General features: G+C 62.0%; 14 protein-coding genes. 5 read left to right on the top strand and 9 right to left on the bottom strand.

Annotated features, from left to right (window positions below):
- Nucleotides 1-108 precede the first annotated feature (108 nt).
- From HCN58_RS15705 to HCN58_RS15690, 4 genes are all read right to left on the bottom strand, one after another.
- Nucleotides 109-660, bottom strand: a complete 552-nt coding sequence (locus HCN58_RS15705; protein ID WP_171580246.1) for a TIGR02281 family clan AA aspartic protease — start codon at nt 658-660, stop codon at nt 109-111.
- Between the two features lie 28 nt (nt 661-688).
- A complete protein-coding gene (locus HCN58_RS15700; RefSeq protein ID WP_171580245.1) occupies nt 689-892 on the bottom strand; it encodes a DUF1289 domain-containing protein in 204 nt (67 codons plus the stop codon).
- A gap of 45 nt (nt 893-937) precedes the next feature.
- The gene (locus HCN58_RS15695) at nt 938-2542 is read right to left on the bottom strand and encodes a sensor histidine kinase (protein WP_171580244.1); all 1605 of its coding nucleotides are present in this window, start codon (nt 2540-2542) and stop codon (nt 938-940) included.
- A 202-nt stretch (nt 2543-2744) separates the two neighbouring features.
- Nucleotides 2745-3692, bottom strand: a complete 948-nt coding sequence (locus HCN58_RS15690; protein WP_283814573.1) for an NAD(P)-dependent oxidoreductase — start codon at nt 3690-3692, stop codon at nt 2745-2747.
- 98 nt (nt 3693-3790) lie between these two features.
- On the opposite strand from HCN58_RS15690, the gene HCN58_RS15685 reads away from it, so the two are divergent.
- The 4 genes from HCN58_RS15685 (at nt 3791) to HCN58_RS15670 (ending at nt 8064) form a co-directional block, all read left to right on the top strand.
- Complete coding sequence (locus tag HCN58_RS15685; RefSeq protein ID WP_171580242.1) at nt 3791-4228, top strand: VOC family protein; 438 nt, start codon at nt 3791-3793, stop codon at nt 4226-4228.
- A 175-nt stretch (nt 4229-4403) separates the two neighbouring features.
- On the top strand, nt 4404-5537 hold the full coding sequence (locus HCN58_RS15680) for an Mrp/NBP35 family ATP-binding protein (RefSeq protein ID WP_171580241.1): 1134 nt from the start codon (nt 4404-4406) through the stop codon (nt 5535-5537).
- Nucleotides 5538-5717: 180 nt separating this feature from the next.
- Nucleotides 5718-6806 (top strand): TRAP transporter substrate-binding protein, encoded by a 1089-nt coding sequence (locus tag HCN58_RS15675; RefSeq protein WP_171580240.1) that lies wholly within the window; start codon nt 5718-5720, stop codon nt 6804-6806.
- Nucleotides 6807-6975: 169 nt separating this feature from the next.
- Nucleotides 6976-8064 (top strand): TRAP transporter substrate-binding protein, encoded by a 1089-nt coding sequence (locus HCN58_RS15670; protein WP_171580239.1) that lies wholly within the window; start codon nt 6976-6978, stop codon nt 8062-8064.
- 77 nt (nt 8065-8141) lie between these two features.
- Here HCN58_RS15670 and HCN58_RS15665 read toward each other — a convergent pair whose 3' ends face one another.
- From HCN58_RS15665 to moaA, 5 genes are all read right to left on the bottom strand, one after another.
- The gene (locus HCN58_RS15665; RefSeq protein WP_171580238.1) at nt 8142-9797 is read right to left on the bottom strand and encodes a TRAP transporter large permease; all 1656 of its coding nucleotides are present in this window, start codon (nt 9795-9797) and stop codon (nt 8142-8144) included.
- 28 nt (nt 9798-9825) lie between these two features.
- Complete coding sequence (locus tag HCN58_RS15660) at nt 9826-10407, bottom strand: TRAP transporter small permease subunit (protein ID WP_171580237.1); 582 nt, start codon at nt 10405-10407, stop codon at nt 9826-9828.
- A gap of 241 nt (nt 10408-10648) precedes the next feature.
- A complete protein-coding gene (locus tag HCN58_RS15655; protein WP_171580236.1) occupies nt 10649-12256 on the bottom strand; it encodes a TRAP transporter large permease in 1608 nt (535 codons plus the stop codon).
- Entirely contained in the window at nt 12253-12792 is a 540-nt protein-coding gene (locus tag HCN58_RS15650) for a TRAP transporter small permease subunit (protein WP_171580235.1), read from the bottom strand. Before HCN58_RS15650 ends, HCN58_RS15655 begins: the two co-directional genes overlap by 4 nt.
- Nucleotides 12793-13038: 246 nt before the next feature.
- The gene (moaA, locus tag HCN58_RS15645) at nt 13039-14067 is read right to left on the bottom strand and encodes a GTP 3',8-cyclase MoaA (RefSeq protein ID WP_171580234.1); all 1029 of its coding nucleotides are present in this window, start codon (nt 14065-14067) and stop codon (nt 13039-13041) included.
- Nucleotides 14068-14194: 127 nt separating this feature from the next.
- On the opposite strand from moaA, the gene HCN58_RS15640 reads away from it, so the two are divergent.
- Nucleotides 14195-14497 (top strand): hypothetical protein, encoded by a 303-nt coding sequence (locus HCN58_RS15640; protein WP_171580233.1) that lies wholly within the window; start codon nt 14195-14197, stop codon nt 14495-14497.
- Nucleotides 14498-14504: the final 7 nt, after the last annotated feature.

The raw sequence follows: 14504 nt of genomic DNA, 5'->3' as shown, positions 1-14504 counted from the left end.
AGTCAAGCCACGCGCGATGTCTCTTCCTGGCCCATCGGGTCGATATCGGCACGTCTGCCTTTGCGCCGCTCTTGGAAGGCCAAGCCGACATGACCCAATTTATGAGTCCTAGTTCGCCGCCGCGCGGCGCTTGTGGCGGCCTGCGACATCGGGATAACCGTGCAGCATCAGTTTGTCGGCCTGCACGCCCCAGCTTTCCAGCCGATCCAAAAAGCTCATACCGAGCAAGTTGGTCTTCATCTGCCCGCGCGGCACGACCAGCGCCGGGATCGATTTTTCGACGAGGCCGCCGACCGCGAGACGATCGAGCGTCAGCCGCGCCGCTTTGGTGTGACCACCGACGGTTTCGACATCGACGTTGTATTCGAGCATCTCGATCGGCAGGCCGATCGCCTTCGCCGTCTCCCAGGTCAGCACGACCGACGTCGCGCCGGTATCGATCACCATCGGCGCCTTGACGCCATTGATCTTGGCGTGCAGCGCGAATTCGCCGGCCTTGCCGCGCGCGATCTGCACGGCGGGCGCCGGCTCCAGGCTGCGTTGCCGCAGCATTTTCGATACCGAGTCGCCGGCACGCGCAATCTTGTCGGGATCGCCATAGGCGACAACGGCGCCGGCGGTGGCGGCGAGCATCGCCAGAACGAGCATGATGCGGATCAATTGGCGCCCCCGCCGTTTCCTCCGGTGATCAGCCGCGTTCGGTGCGCGGCGGCATCGGAACCAGACCCGCATCCACCATGCGCGCCGCAAGCCCTTCCATGACAGCCAATCGTTCCGCCGTTTCCATGCGGTGCCAGCGTGCGATCTCCGGCAACGTTCGTCCGCAGCCGAAGCAGAGTTTGGTTTTGGGGTCCATCACACAGACTGCGATACACGGCGTTTCTTTGCTCATTCAGGGATAGTGAAGTGGTTTCGATCGCTTGCGCAAGCGCTCCAGCTACAACCCGGTTCCTGCACTCATGATCGGTTTGTGGCGCGCCCGTCGCTTGTCGTCGGCGGCTGCCGTGACTTCGGGGTCCGGCTGCAGGGGCGGGGCCTCCTCGGCCATCGGCGCCAGCGCGCTCATCACGCGCTCCGGCGGGAAGGTGACGATGACTTCGGTGCCGATCCGCAGCTTCGATTTCAGCGTGAAGGTGCCGCCATGCATGTCGATCAGGCTTTTGGCGATCGGCAAGCCCAGGCCCGCGCCCTGTTCGGCCGATTTGATCGAGTTGGAGCCCTGGCCGAACGACGCCAGCACGACCGGGATTTCGTCCTCGGCAATACCGGAGCCGGTGTCCTTGACGCTGAGATATTGTCCGCCGGACGCGGTCCAGCCGACCTTGAGCCAGATGTCGCCGCCCGGCGGAGTGAACTTGATCGAGTTGGACAACAAATTGAGCACCACCTGGCGCGTGGCGCGCTCGTCGCCCCAGATCCTGGGCATGCCGTGCTCGAACACCTCGTGAATGGTGATGCCGCGGCTGGTCGCGCGCAGTTTCAACAGATGATGGCAGTCGGCGACGACATGCACCAGCGACACTGCTTCCTCATTGAGTTCATAGCGGCCGGCCTCGATCCGCGACAGATCGAGAATCTCGTTGATGAGGTTGAGCAGGTGGACGCCCGAATTATGGATGTCGGCGGAATATTCCTTGTAGACCGCAACCGCATGCGCACCGAAGATTTCGCTCTTCATCACTTCGGAGAAGCCGAGGATCGCGTTCAGCGGCGTGCGCAGCTCGTGGCTCATCTGCGCCAGAAAGCGCGACTTGGCGACATTGGCGGATTCGGCGCGGTGCCGCGCTTCGTCAGAGATTGCCTTGGCCTGTTCGAGCTCGCCGATCAGCGCGTCCTTTTCGGCGCGCGCTTCCAGGGTCTGCAGCGTCGTCGAATGAAGTTGATGCGCGAGAAGCGCAAAATAGCTTTCGGCGGCAACCGCCAGCAGCGCGAGCGCGTAATTGTCGAAGGTGCCGCCCATCACGAAGTTGAGCGCGATCGCCGCCGTCACCGGCGCGGTTGCCGCCACCGCCGCAATCGGCAGCGTCGCCGCCAGCATGCTCGACACCGCGATCACCAGCAGCATCAGGAACATCATCATCGTGTTCGAGACGGTGTCGAGCCCGGCCGGGTGGAGCAGGATCGCGGTCCAGGACAGACCGTAGAGCAAGTCGAACAGCACGAAGCGGGTTTGCCATCGGCGCGTAGCTGCGAGCGTGGGCTGCTCGCCGAGGAAGCGCTTGCAGTTGCGAATGATGGCGGCATGGATGCAGAGCATGCCGACTGTCCAGATCGCGGCCGGCACGGCATACTTCCAGAGGCCGAACAGCACGCCGGTCGCAACCACCAGCAGCATGACGACGAAGGAGGCCGATACCCGCGTTTGGGCGTATTGCCGGAGCAATTCGGTATCGAAGGCGGGACGGGTCCCGCTGGTCGACGTCAACCGATCCCGCGCCTCGCGCACCCGCTGCGCCGCCACGCGCCGGGTGTTGATCGCTGGTGCGACCGGCGCTTCTGCCGGAAGCTGGACAACCTCAGGCTTTTCTGCGGGGCTACTCATCGAACAACACAAATCCTGCCCGCGAACCGCGCGGGCTTTTGCATTGTCTATCTGTGCCGCTAAATCATTAAGCGATGACTTAAAGAGCTAAAAATTCTCGTTAACGGGAAGTTAAAATTAACCTGTCGGGCAGACGGAATCCCCGCTTCTGACAGGATAAGAAGCGGGGGCTTTGCGCGTTGCTTTAACCTGTTTCTTTAACTCACCGCTCCAGCCGGGCCAAAAGGCTCGACGTATCCCAGCGCTTGCCGCCCATCTTCTCGACCTCGGCGTAGAACTGATCGACGAGGGCGGTCACCGGCAGGTTGGCGCCGTTGCGACGGGCCTCGGCGATGCAGATCGAGAGGTCCTTGCGCATCCATTCGACGGCAAAGCCGAAGTCGAATTTGCCCTCGTTCATGGTGTTGTAGCGGTTCTCCATCTGCCAGGACTGCGCCGCGCCCTTGGAGATGGTCTCGATCACGGCCGCAACGTCGAGGCCCGACTTCTTGGCGAAATGAATCCCCTCGGACAGGCCCTGGACCAGACCGGCGATGCAAATCTGGTTGACCATCTTGGTGAGCTGGCCGGCGCCGGCGGGCCCGAGAAGTTTGCACATCCTTGCATAAGCGCCGGAAATGATCGGCTCGGCCGCGGCATAGGCGTCTTCCTTGCCGCCGCACATCACCGTCAGCACGCCGTTTTCCGCGCCGGCCTGGCCACCCGACACCGGCGCGTCGATGAACTTGAAGCTCGCCTTGACGGCGGCGGCGTCGAGTTCGCGGGCGATTTCGGCGGAGGCGGTGGTGTGGTCGACGAATACCGCGCCCATTTTCATGCCGGCGAAGGCGCCGTCACTACCGACCGTCACTGCGCGCAGGTCGTTGTCGTTGCCGACGCAGCACATCACGAAATCCTGACCTTCGGCCGCGGCCTTCGGCGTAGGCGCGGTGCGCCCGCCGAACTTGTCCGCCCACTCCTTCGCCTTAGCTCCTGTCCGATTGTAGACGGTGACCTCGTGGCCGCCTTTTTTCACCAAATGTCCTGCCATGGGGAAGCCCATTACGCCGAGACCGAGAAAAGCGACTTTAGCCATGTGAGTTACCTTGGAGTTCTCGCCGGCGACGTTGGGCCGGCCGGCCGGTTTTTTTGGAGGAGCCGCACCATACAAGCTGCGCAGGGCAGGGCAACGCCTTCGTTGCTGGGCGGAGCCGGATTCGTGCTACGATAGGCTCCTCAAGAACCTCACAAAAAAGGGAGTGACATCACATGGGCGTCAGCGTGGGCGTGCTCGACCATTTCAACATCCGGACCCGCAACCTTGCCGATACGGTCCGGTTCTATGAGGACATTCTGGGCCTGGAAAAGGGCGCGCGGCCCAACTTCGCGTTTCCCGGGGCGTGGATGTACAGCGAGGGCAAGGCGGTGGTGCACCTTGTCGATATTTCCAAGACCGATGAACCGCAAAAGCCCGATTCCGGCGTTGTCCACCATGTCGCGTTTGCCAGCTGCGGCTTTGACGGCATGAAGCGGCGGCTGGAGCAGAAGGGCATGGCATACGACTCCCGGCAGGTTCCGGGCGGTGACCTCTGGCAGATCTTCGTCAACGACCCCAATGGCGTCATGATCGAACTGAATTACGAGGCCGCCAAGGAAAAGACGCCCGAAGCCCCCGCCGAGCGGCGGGATGACGTGGCAGCGAGGTAGCCTTTTGCGCTGAACCGCTCTATGGGTCGCATCGGACTGGCATAGCGTCTTGGAACGAGGCCCCGCTTTCGGATTTGGTCCGGAGCGGGTCAGTTCGCGTCGAGAAAGCGAGTCAAAACAAGCGAGTAGAGCCCGGTTCTCACTCGGAACAGCAAGGGCTTCAGGAGATGCGCGAGTGAGCGTAACGCAGCAACAGGTTCTCGATGCCCTTAGCCGGGTGGCTTCGCCCCGCGGCGTACCCCTGACCAATGCCAACGTGCTGTCGGCGATCTCAGTCACCGACGGCAAGGTGTTCTTCTCCATCAATGTCGACGCCACCGAGGCTAGAGCCTGGGAAAGCGTGCGCGCGCAGGCGGAAGCCGCGGTGCGCGCGATCCCCGGCGTCAGCACCGCAATGATTGCACTGACGGCCGAGCGCAAGCCCGGTGCTCCGCAGGCCCCGCCCGCGGCGCATCGGCATTCGCATGGCGTGCAACCCGCTTCCGCCCACCGCTCGCCGCAGGGCGCGGCGTCGCCGATGTCAAAGCAGGCTGAGATCCCGGGCGTTGCCGCCGTGATCGCGGTGGCCTCGGGCAAGGGGGGCGTCGGCAAGTCGACCACTGCGCTCAACCTGGCGCTCGGCCTGCGCGATCTTGGCCTGCGCGTCGGGCTGCTCGATGCCGATATCTACGGCCCGTCGGTGCCGCGGCTGACCGGGATTCACGAGAAGCCGCAACTCAACGACGACCGCAAGATGATTCCGATCATGCGTTTCGGGCTTTCGATCATGTCGATCGGCTTCCTGGTCGAGGAAGACACCGCCATGATCTGGCGCGGGCCGATGGTGATGTCGGCGATCACCCAGATGCTGCGCGACGTGGCGTGGGGCACACTCGATATTCTCGTCGTCGACATGCCGCCCGGTACCGGGGACGCGCAACTGACGCTGGCGCAGAACGTACCGTTGAAGGGGGCGGTGATTATCTCGACCCCGCAGGACCTCTCCCTTATCGACGCGCGCAGGGGCCTTGCGATGTTCAAGAAGGTCAACGTGCCGGTGCTCGGCATCGTCGAGAACATGAGCTACTTCCAGTGCCCTGAGTGCGGCACGCGCTCGGACATTTTCGGTCATGGCGGCGCGCGGCATGAGGCGGAGCGGCTGGGTGTCCCATTCCTGGGCGAGATCCCGCTGCACATGTCGATCCGGACCACCTCGGATGAAGGTAATCCGGTGGTGGCGAGCGAGCCTGATGGCCCGCATGCCGCGATCTACCGGGCCATCGGGACCAAGGTTCGCGACCGGCTTCAAGGCGCTATCGCCGCGGCCTGAGGTCCCTTATCCGCGCCCATAAGACTTTCGTTTAATCAGTGCAGTCATGCCTTTGTCGCGTTTTCGAGCACGAACTTCCGTGTTAAAGCGCCCCCGCCAGAACGCCCCGGATGACGTGGAATTCGCCCCGCCGGAGGAACGTTCGAGGAAATTTGGGAAACGACCCGAAGGAGAGCTTGAATGAAGCGTCGTGATTTTTTGAAGGTTTCAGCGGCCGGTGCTGCCGCGACAGCCGTTGCCTCGCCGGCGATCGCGCAATCGTCGCCTGAGATCAAATGGCGCCTGACGTCGAGCTTCCCGAAGTCGCTCGACACCATCTACGGCGGTGCCGAGTACCTGGCGAAGCAGGTCGCCGAAATGACCGACAACAAATTCCAGATCCAGGTCTTCCAGGCCGGTGAGCTGGTTCCGGGTCTGCAGGCGCTCGATGCGACCTCCAAGAACACCATCGAGATGTGCCACACTGTTTCGTATTATTACGTCGGCAAAGATCCGACCTTTGCGATCTTCGCCTCGGTGCCGTTCGGCCTCAATGCGCGCCAGCAGAATTCCTGGTTATCGCAAGGCGGCGGCAACGAACTCGCCAACGAGTTCTTCAAGAAGTCCGGCGTGATCGGCTTCCCCTGCGGCAACACCGGCACCCAGATGGGCGGCTGGTTCCGCAAGGAGATCAAGACCGTTGCTGATCTGTCAGGCCTCAAGATGCGCATCGGGGGCATCGCCGGCCAGGTCCTGCAGAAGGTCGGCGTGGTGCCGCAGCAGATCGCCGGCGGCGATATCTATCCGGCGCTCGAAAAGGGCACCATCGATGCCGCGGAGTGGGTTGGCCCGTACGACGACGAGAAACTCGGCTTCCAGAAGGTCGCGAAGTTCTACTACTACCCCGGCTTCTGGGAAGGCGGCCCGACGGTTCACGCCTTCGCCAATCTGGAGAAGTGGAATGAGCTGCCGAAGAACTATCAGGCGATCCTCTCCAATGCCGCCGCGAACACCAACGCCTGGATGAACGCGCGCTACGATATGCAGAACCCGGCGGCGTTGAAGCGTCTGGTCGCCAGCGGCACGCAACTTCGTCCGTTCACCAACGAAGTGCTGGAAGCTTGCCTGAAGTCCACCAACGAATTGTGGGCCGAAATCTCTGGCAAGAATGCGGACTTCAAGAAGGCAATCGACGCGATGCAGGCCTATCGTTCCGATCAGTATCTGTGGTGGCAGGTCGCCGAGTATACCTATGACAGCTTCATGATCCGTTCGCGCACGCGCGGCTGATCGGAGCAGGATACCTATCCCAAATTGCTACGAAGCCCGGCCTTCGCAAGAAGGTCGGGCTTTTTCGCGTTTCGATCCAATTACTTATGGAAATTGGTGGCCGGATGTTCCATGCTTGGTTCCAAGCCTCGACACGAAGGCTGACCGACACAACCAAAAGGGATGGAATATGAAGCGAAGAGATTTTCTCAAAGTAACCGGCTTGGGTGCAGCAGGCGCTGCAACGATCGCAGCGCCCGCGATTGCGCAGGGCCTGCCCGAAATCAAGTGGCGCATGCCGACGAGCTGGCCGAAATCCTTGGACACGCTCTATGGCGGCGCCGAATTGATGGCCAAAATGGTCGGGGAGGCTACTGACAACAAATTCCAGATCCAGACATTTGCCGGCGGCGAAATCGTTCCCGGCCTGCAGGTTCTCGACGCCGTGCAGAACGGCACCGTCGAGATCGGCCATACCGCATCATACTATTATTTCGGCAAGGATCCGACCTTCACTTTCGGCTCTGCGGTGCCGTTCGGGCCGAACATGCGCATCAATCAGGCTTGGTACATGCTTGGCGGCGGCAGGGAGCTGCTCAACGAGTTCTACAAGAAGTACAATTGCATCTCGTTGCTCGCGGGCAATACCGGCGCCCAGATGGGCGGTTGGTACCGCAAGGAGATCAAGACGCCAGAGGACCTCAAGGGGCTGAAGCTGCGCATCGGCGGGTTTGCTGGTCGTGCGCTGCAGAAGCTTGGCGTCGTCCCGCAGCAGATCGCCGGCGGCGACATCTATCCGGCGCTCGAAAAGGGCACCATCGATGCCGCGGAGTGGGTCGGCCCTTACGACGATGAAAAGCTCGGCTTCGCGAAGGTTGCCCCCAACTACTATTATCCCGGCTGGTGGGAAGGCGGCCCGATGCTGCTGGCCTTCGTCAATCTCGACAAGTGGAATGCCTTGCCGAAATATTATCAGGCGGTTCTCGAGCAGGCCGGCCATTACGCCAACAACTGGATGATGGCGAAGTACGATCAGGCCAATCCGCCCGCGCTACGCAAGCTGCTCGCAGCCGGCGCCAAGCTGCGCCCGTTCCCGGCGCCGGTGATGGAGGCCTGCTACAAGGCGGCGAAGGAACTGCACAGCGAAGTCGCGGCGACCAACGCCGACTTCAAGAAGGTGTATGAATCGCTGACGTCGTTCTCGAACAACGGCTATTCCTGGTTCCAGGTGGCCGAAATCGGATACGACAGCTTCATGGCGCGTCACTCGCAGGGCTGACTTCGTCGAACCTGCTCGAAGCAAGCAAAAACCCCGGAGCGAAAGCTCCGGGGTTTCTTTTGGGAAGCGGATGACCGCTACTGCTTGGGCTGTCCGAAATCGAGCGGCGGCAAATCAATCTGCGGCACCTCGATCTTGATCGAATTTGGATCGATGGTCGACGCCGCGCCCTTGTAATGCATCACCATCGCTGGGAACACGATGACCAGCACCACCATAATGACCTGGATTACGACGAACGGCACCGCGCCCCAATAGATCTGGCCGGTCGTCACAGCATCCATGCGCTTGCCGGTGACGCGGTCGATATAGGATTCTTTTGGCGCTACCGAGCGCAGATAGAACAGGGCGAATCCGAACGGCGGGTGCATGAACGACGTCTGCATGTTGACGCCGAGAATGACGCCGAACCAGATCAGGTCGATGCCGAGTTTTTCCGCCGCAGGCCCAAGCAGCGGAATGATGATGAAGGCCAGCTCGAAGAAGTCGAGGAAGAAAGCCAGCACGAAAACGAAGGCGTTGACGAAGAGCAGGAAGCCGATCTGGCCGCCGGGTAGGGAGGTCAGCAGATGCTCCACCCAGACATGGCCGTTCACGCCGTAAAAGGTCAGCGAGAACACGCGCGCACCGACCAGGATGAACACCACGAAGGCCGACAGCTTGGCCGTCGACTCCGTGGCCTGCCGGATCAGGTCCCAGCTCAGCCGGCGCTTGGCGGCGCCGAGAATTAGTGCGCCGGCCGCGCCCATCGCGCCGCCCTCCGTCGGCGTCGCGATGCCGATGAAGATCGTGCCCAGCACCAGGAAGATCAGGAACAGCGGCGGCACCATCACGAACGTCGTCTGCTGCGCCATCGCCGACAGGAAGCGGAAGCCGGTAAATTTGTGAATGAGCCAGTTCACGACCGCCGCGAAGAAGGCGAACAGGATGCCGTAGAACATGGTGAGCACGACGAAATCCGCGCCATGCGCGTCGGAAGTGCGCATCATGAACCAGCCAAAGACGCAGCTGGCGAGGAACAGGATGCCGAGGGATGGCAGCCCGCGGCTGCCGTTCGGCTCGCGGAAACCGATCGCGTCGGCGGGTAGGCCGGGTGCCGCCTTGGGGAAAATCATCGTCACCAGGAAGGCGTATCCGGCATAAAGACCGGCAAGCACCAATCCGGGGATGAACGCGCCCTCATACATGTCGCCAACCGATTTGCCGAGCTGGTCGGCCATCACGATCAGAACGAGAGACGGCGGGATGATTTGCGCCAGCGTGCCGGAAGCGGCGATGATGCCGGTCGCCATCCGCCGGTCATAACCGTAGCGCAGCATGATCGGCAGCGAGATCAGGCCCATCGAAATCACGGATGCTGCGACGACGCCCGTGGTTGCCGCGAGCAGGGCACCGACGAAAACCACGGCATAGGCGAGGCCGCCCCGGATGGTGCCGAACAACTGCCCGATGGTGTCGAGCAGATCCTCGGCCATGCCGGATCGTTCAAGCACCAGTCCCATGAACGTGAAGAACGGGATCGCGAGCAGCGTGTCATTGTTCATCACGCCGTAGACGCGCTCGGGCAGCGCTTGCAGGAAGTCCGGCCGGAACTCGCCGAGCTCGATGCCGACGAAGGCGTAGATCAGACCGACCGCGCCGAGCGAGAACGCCGCGGGATATCCCAGCAACAGGATAATCACCAGCGACGCGAACATGATCGGCGCCATGTTGGCGATAAGAAAAGCAGTCATCAAATCCCCCTGAGATCGCGCCCGACGATCAGCGTTTTTCGATCGCCTCGACGAGGTGTTCGACCTCGGCCTCGAGTGCATGCACCTGCGATGCGTGTGGATCCGGAATCAGGTCGCGCATGACGGCGATTCGCTTGATCAGCTCGGATATGCCCTGAGCGAACAGAAGCGCGAAGCCGATGATGATCAGCGACTTGGCCGGCCATTGCGGCAAGCCCCCGGCATTGCCGGACTGCTCGTTGATTTCAACCGAACGCATGAAGAACGGGCCGCCGGTGATGATCATCACGATGGTCAGCGGCAGCAGGAAAAAGGCGTGACCGATCACGTCGATGATGTCGCGCCCGCGCTTGGGAAGCAGGTTGTTCACGATGTCGATACGGATGTGCTCGTTGTCGAGCAGCGTCCAGGGCGAGCACAGCAGGAACACGATGCCGAACAGCACCCACTGCAACTCCAGCCACGAATTCGACGAGACGTCGAAGGTCTTGCGCACGATCGCGTTGATGGCCGAGATGATCACGGCGACCAGAATGAGCCATGCGAGGCGCTTGCCGGTCCACCGCGTGAACGCGTCGATTCCGCGGCTCAATTTCAAGAGCGATTGCAACGATGTCCTCCCCGCAACTAGTGCCTCTGCCGTCTTAGCCGCACCCTCAGGGCGCAGCGGCTTATCCTGCCGGCAAGCATGAAGCCGATGCACCAAACCAGCGCGCGCTGCCGCCGTCAATCGGAAGTTTGTTGATATTGAAGGGGAATATTTCGTCTGCGGAATACCGTTGCGCCTTGGCCCGGGCGGCAGGCCGAGCGGCACGATTTCGTCAACGAGTCATTGTCTACCGGAGCAGCCTCTACTGCTGCTTGAGCGGACCTAAATCGAGCGGCGGCAATTCGATCTGCGGAACCTCAATTCTGATCTTGCTGAGATCCTCCGCGCTCACCGGCTTGTCGAGCAACGCGGTAACGGTCCAGGGAAAAGCGATCACCAGCACGACCATGATGACCTGCAGGCCGATCCAGGGGATCGCCCCCCAATAGATGTCGGAGCTCTTGACCTCCCTGGGCGCCACGCCACGCAGGTAAAACAGCGCAAATCCGAACGGCGGATGCAGGAACGACGTCTGCATGTTGACGCACAGCATCACGCCGAACCAGATCAGCGCGGCATCCGCGCCGACCACCGGCGCCAGCACCTTTTGCGCAATGGGCGCCACCATCGGTAGGATGATGAAGGCGATCTCGAAGAAGTCGAGGAAGAACGCCAGGAAGAAGATGAACAGGTTGATGAAGATCAGGAAGCCCCAGACCCCGCCGGGTACCGAGGTCAGCATGTGCTCCAGCCAGACGCCGCCCGAGACGCCGAGGAACACCACCGAAAAACAGGTCGAGCCGATCAGGATGAACACCACCATCGAGGTGATCCGCATCGTTGTCTGATAGCCTTGCCGGATAAGCTCGCGGAGGTCGGGAATCCGCACCGCTTCTAGACAAATCCAGATCACGGCGAGATAGGTAATTGCGAAGGCAATCTTGAACAGAAAGCTGCCCGTGTAGAGGATTCCAAGGATCGTTCCGATGCCTGCGGCGACGATGCCGATCAGCAGAACCCTGTTACCGGCCGCGCTGAATTCCTTGTGGTGGATTGCGGCAAGCGCGACGGCGCCAACGGCGCCCATCGCGCCGGCTTCGGTCGGTGTCGCCAAGCCCAGCATCATGGTGCCGAGCACGACAAAGATCAGCACCGCCGAGGGGATTATTCCCATCAGGCATTTTCGCCACAGCGGCCAGCCGGTCAGCGTCAACGCCGTTTTCGGCACCGGCGGCACGTGATCCGGCTTGATGATGCCGAGCAGAAACGTGTAGCCGGCGAACAGCGCGATCTGGAACAGCGACGGTCCCCAGGCGCCGAGATACATGTCGCCGACCGACTTGCCGAGCTGGTCGGCCAATACGATCAGCACCAGCGATGGCGGCACCAGTTGGGTGATGGTGCCCGACGCCGCCAGCACGCCGGTGATGTAGCGCATGTTGTAGCCATAGCGGATCATCACCGGCATCGAGATCAGCGCCATAGCGATGACCTGCGCCGCCACCGTGCCGGTAATCGCGCCGAGAATGAAGCCGACGATAATGACGGAGTAGCCCAATCCGCCGCGCACCGGGCCGAACAACTGGCCCATCGAATCCAGCATGTCTTCAGCCAGCCCGCATCGTTCGAGGATGGCGCCCATGAAGGTAAAGAACGGGATCGCCAGCAGCAATTCGTTGGCCAGCACGCTGCCGAAGATGCGGCCCGGAATCGCCTGCATGAAGCTGAAGTCAAAAAAGCCGAGATAGATCGCGAGAAAGCCGAACGAGAATCCGACCGCGGCCAGCGTGAATGCGACGGGAAAGCCGATCAGCATCGCCAGAATCAGTCCGCCGAACATCAGCGGCGGCATCATTTCCAGCGTGATCATTGCACCGGTCTTTCGTACCTGGCGTCGATGGTCACGAGGTTCTGTAGCGCGGCGATGCGCTTGATGACCTCGGAAACGCCCTGCAGTGCGAGCATTACGAAGCCTGCGGGCACGACGAGCTTGATCGGCCAGCGCAACAGGCCGCCGGCGTTACTGGATTCCTCGCCGACGGCGTAGGCCTGCAGGAAGAACGGCCAGGACAGCCAGGTCAGCAGCAGGCAGGCCGGGATCAGGAAGCACAGCGTTCCGATCAGGTCGAGCCAGAGCTGGCCCCGTTCCGAGAGTATCAAATAGAAGATTTCGACGCGAACGTGCTCGTTGCGCTTGAAGGTGTAGGAGGCGCCGAACATCACGAAGATGGCGAACATGTACCACTGCAGTTCGAGCCAGCCGTTGGAGCTATAGCCGAACGCATAACGGATCATCGCATTGCCGGCGCTGACCGCGCACGCTGCGAGGACCAGAAAATTGCAGAGATTGCCGATCTTTTCGTTGAGCCGATCGATGCCGGCACTCAGCGCTAGCAACGTCCGCATCTTACCTGTCCAGGCAATGGCCACGATGCCATTGCCGATATCGCGATCGATTGCATCGATCGTCCTCCCCCATTTTACGCTTCCGCCGTCTTGGCCGCTCCGTGCAAGGTGCGGCGGCCTGTCCGGCCATGCTGGCGTGAAGCAGACGCACCATTCCAGCGCGCTGCAACAGCGTCAATCGGAAAATGCGTTGGACGATCTGGGGCGTGTCGCTGGAGGGGCGGCACCGATCAGCGGCCTTACTGATCAGCCGCCGGTCACGCTCATGTGGCGCGAGACGCTCGGGCGGTTATGCCGGCGGTCGATGATGAAGTCGTGGCCCTTCGGCTTCAGCCCGATGGCGCGATCGATCGCTGCCGAGAGCAGGTCGTCGTCGGCGGAGGCTCGCAACGGCTTGCGCAAATCGGAGGCATCCTCGTGGCCGAGGCAGGTGTGCAGCGTGCCGGTACAGGTGATCCGTACCCGGTTACAGGACTCGCAGAAATTATGCGTCATCGGCGTGATGAAGCCGAGCTTGCCGCCGGTCTCAGTGACCCGGACGTAGCGGGCGGGGCCGCCGGTGTCCTCGTCGAGATCGGTCAACGTGTAGTGCTGTGCGAGGCGGGCACGCAGAAGCGACAGCGGCACATACTGGTCGATCCGCCCTTCGCCGATGTCGCCCATCGGCATGACTTCGATCAGCGTCAGCGCCATGCCCTTGCCGTGCGCCCATTCCATCAGCGAGGGGATCTCTTCCTCGTTCGTTTTCTTCAGCGCCACCGCGTTGATCTTGACCGCAAGGCCTGCGTCCCGCGCAGCCTCGATGCCGACCAAAACCTTGTCGAGCTCGCCCCAGCGCGTGATGGCGCGGAACTTTGCGGGATCGAGCGTGTCGAGCGAGACGTTGATGCGGCGGACGCCGCAGTCGCGCAACTCGGCCGCAAAGCGCGCCAGTTGCGAGCCGTTGGTGGTCAGCGTCAGCTCATCGAGCGCGCCGGTTCCAAGATGCCGCGACAGCGAGCGCACCAGCGACATCACGTTGCGTCGGACCAGCGGCTCGCCGCCGGTGAGGCGGATCTTGCGTACGCCCTTGGCGATGAAGGCCGAACACAGCCGGTCGAGTTCCTCCAGCGTCAGGAGATCCTTCTTCGGCAGGAATGTCATGTCCTCGGACATGCAGTAAAAGCAGCGCAGGTCGCAGCGATCGGTCACCGACACGCGCAGATACCGGATGGTCCGGCCGAAGGGATCGACCATTGGACTGAACCGCTGATCGGGTGACGGGGAGCCGCTCATTCAAACTGCCTTTAAAGGGGCCTCTCTGCCCGCTGGTTCGCTAGCATAATCTAGGCACCTTGTAAGGCGCCTACAATCCGCAACCTTTCGGAGGTGGCGCGGGCAGGACCGGGACGGGACCTAGCGCGTGGCGGGCTGTGCCGGGGCGGGGACCACCGTCGCAGCGGCAGCTGCGGGCTTCTTCTTCGGCCGCTGGCGCACCTTCGGCGGCGGCGCGGTCGACTTGAGCTCTGCGAATACCGGGCTGGGCTCGATGATGGTCGTCGGCGGCGAAGCAAAATCACCGGGATTACGGATCACCTGCACCGGAACGATCACCGGCTGGAATTTGGGCATCGCGAAGGTGACGGAGAAGCCGGCGTCGGGCGCGGGTAATTCGATCGAGATGGCGCTGCAACCATGCCGGGCAGAAGCGTTAAGGAATGGTTAGTGGCGAA

The sequence above is a fragment of the Bradyrhizobium australiense genome, from assembly GCF_013114825.1.
Classification (GTDB): domain Bacteria; phylum Pseudomonadota; class Alphaproteobacteria; order Rhizobiales; family Xanthobacteraceae; genus Bradyrhizobium; species Bradyrhizobium australiense.
Note: the sequence above shows the minus strand (reverse complement) of the source record. Positions and strands in the feature narration are given on the sequence as shown.

Coding starts and splice junctions, on each gene's coding strand:
- HCN58_RS15700 (WP_171580245.1), bottom strand. CDS start 892: ATGAGCAAAGAAACGCCGTGTATCGCAGTCTGTGTGATGGACCCCAAA.
- HCN58_RS15695 (WP_171580244.1), bottom strand. CDS start 2,542: ATGAGTAGCCCCGCAGAAAAGCCTGAGGTTGTCCAGCTTCCGGCAGAA.
- HCN58_RS15685 (WP_171580242.1), top strand. CDS start 3,791: ATGGGCGTCAGCGTGGGCGTGCTCGACCATTTCAACATCCGGACCCGC.
- HCN58_RS15675 (WP_171580240.1), top strand. CDS start 5,718: ATGAAGCGTCGTGATTTTTTGAAGGTTTCAGCGGCCGGTGCTGCCGCG.
- HCN58_RS15670 (WP_171580239.1), top strand. CDS start 6,976: ATGAAGCGAAGAGATTTTCTCAAAGTAACCGGCTTGGGTGCAGCAGGC.
- HCN58_RS15665 (WP_171580238.1), bottom strand. CDS start 9,797: ATGACTGCTTTTCTTATCGCCAACATGGCGCCGATCATGTTCGCGTCG.
- HCN58_RS15655 (WP_171580236.1), bottom strand. CDS start 12,256: ATGATCACGCTGGAAATGATGCCGCCGCTGATGTTCGGCGGACTGATT.
- HCN58_RS15650 (WP_171580235.1), bottom strand. CDS start 12,792: ATGCGGACGTTGCTAGCGCTGAGTGCCGGCATCGATCGGCTCAACGAA.
- moaA (WP_171580234.1), bottom strand. CDS start 14,067: ATGAGCGGCTCCCCGTCACCCGATCAGCGGTTCAGTCCAATGGTCGAT.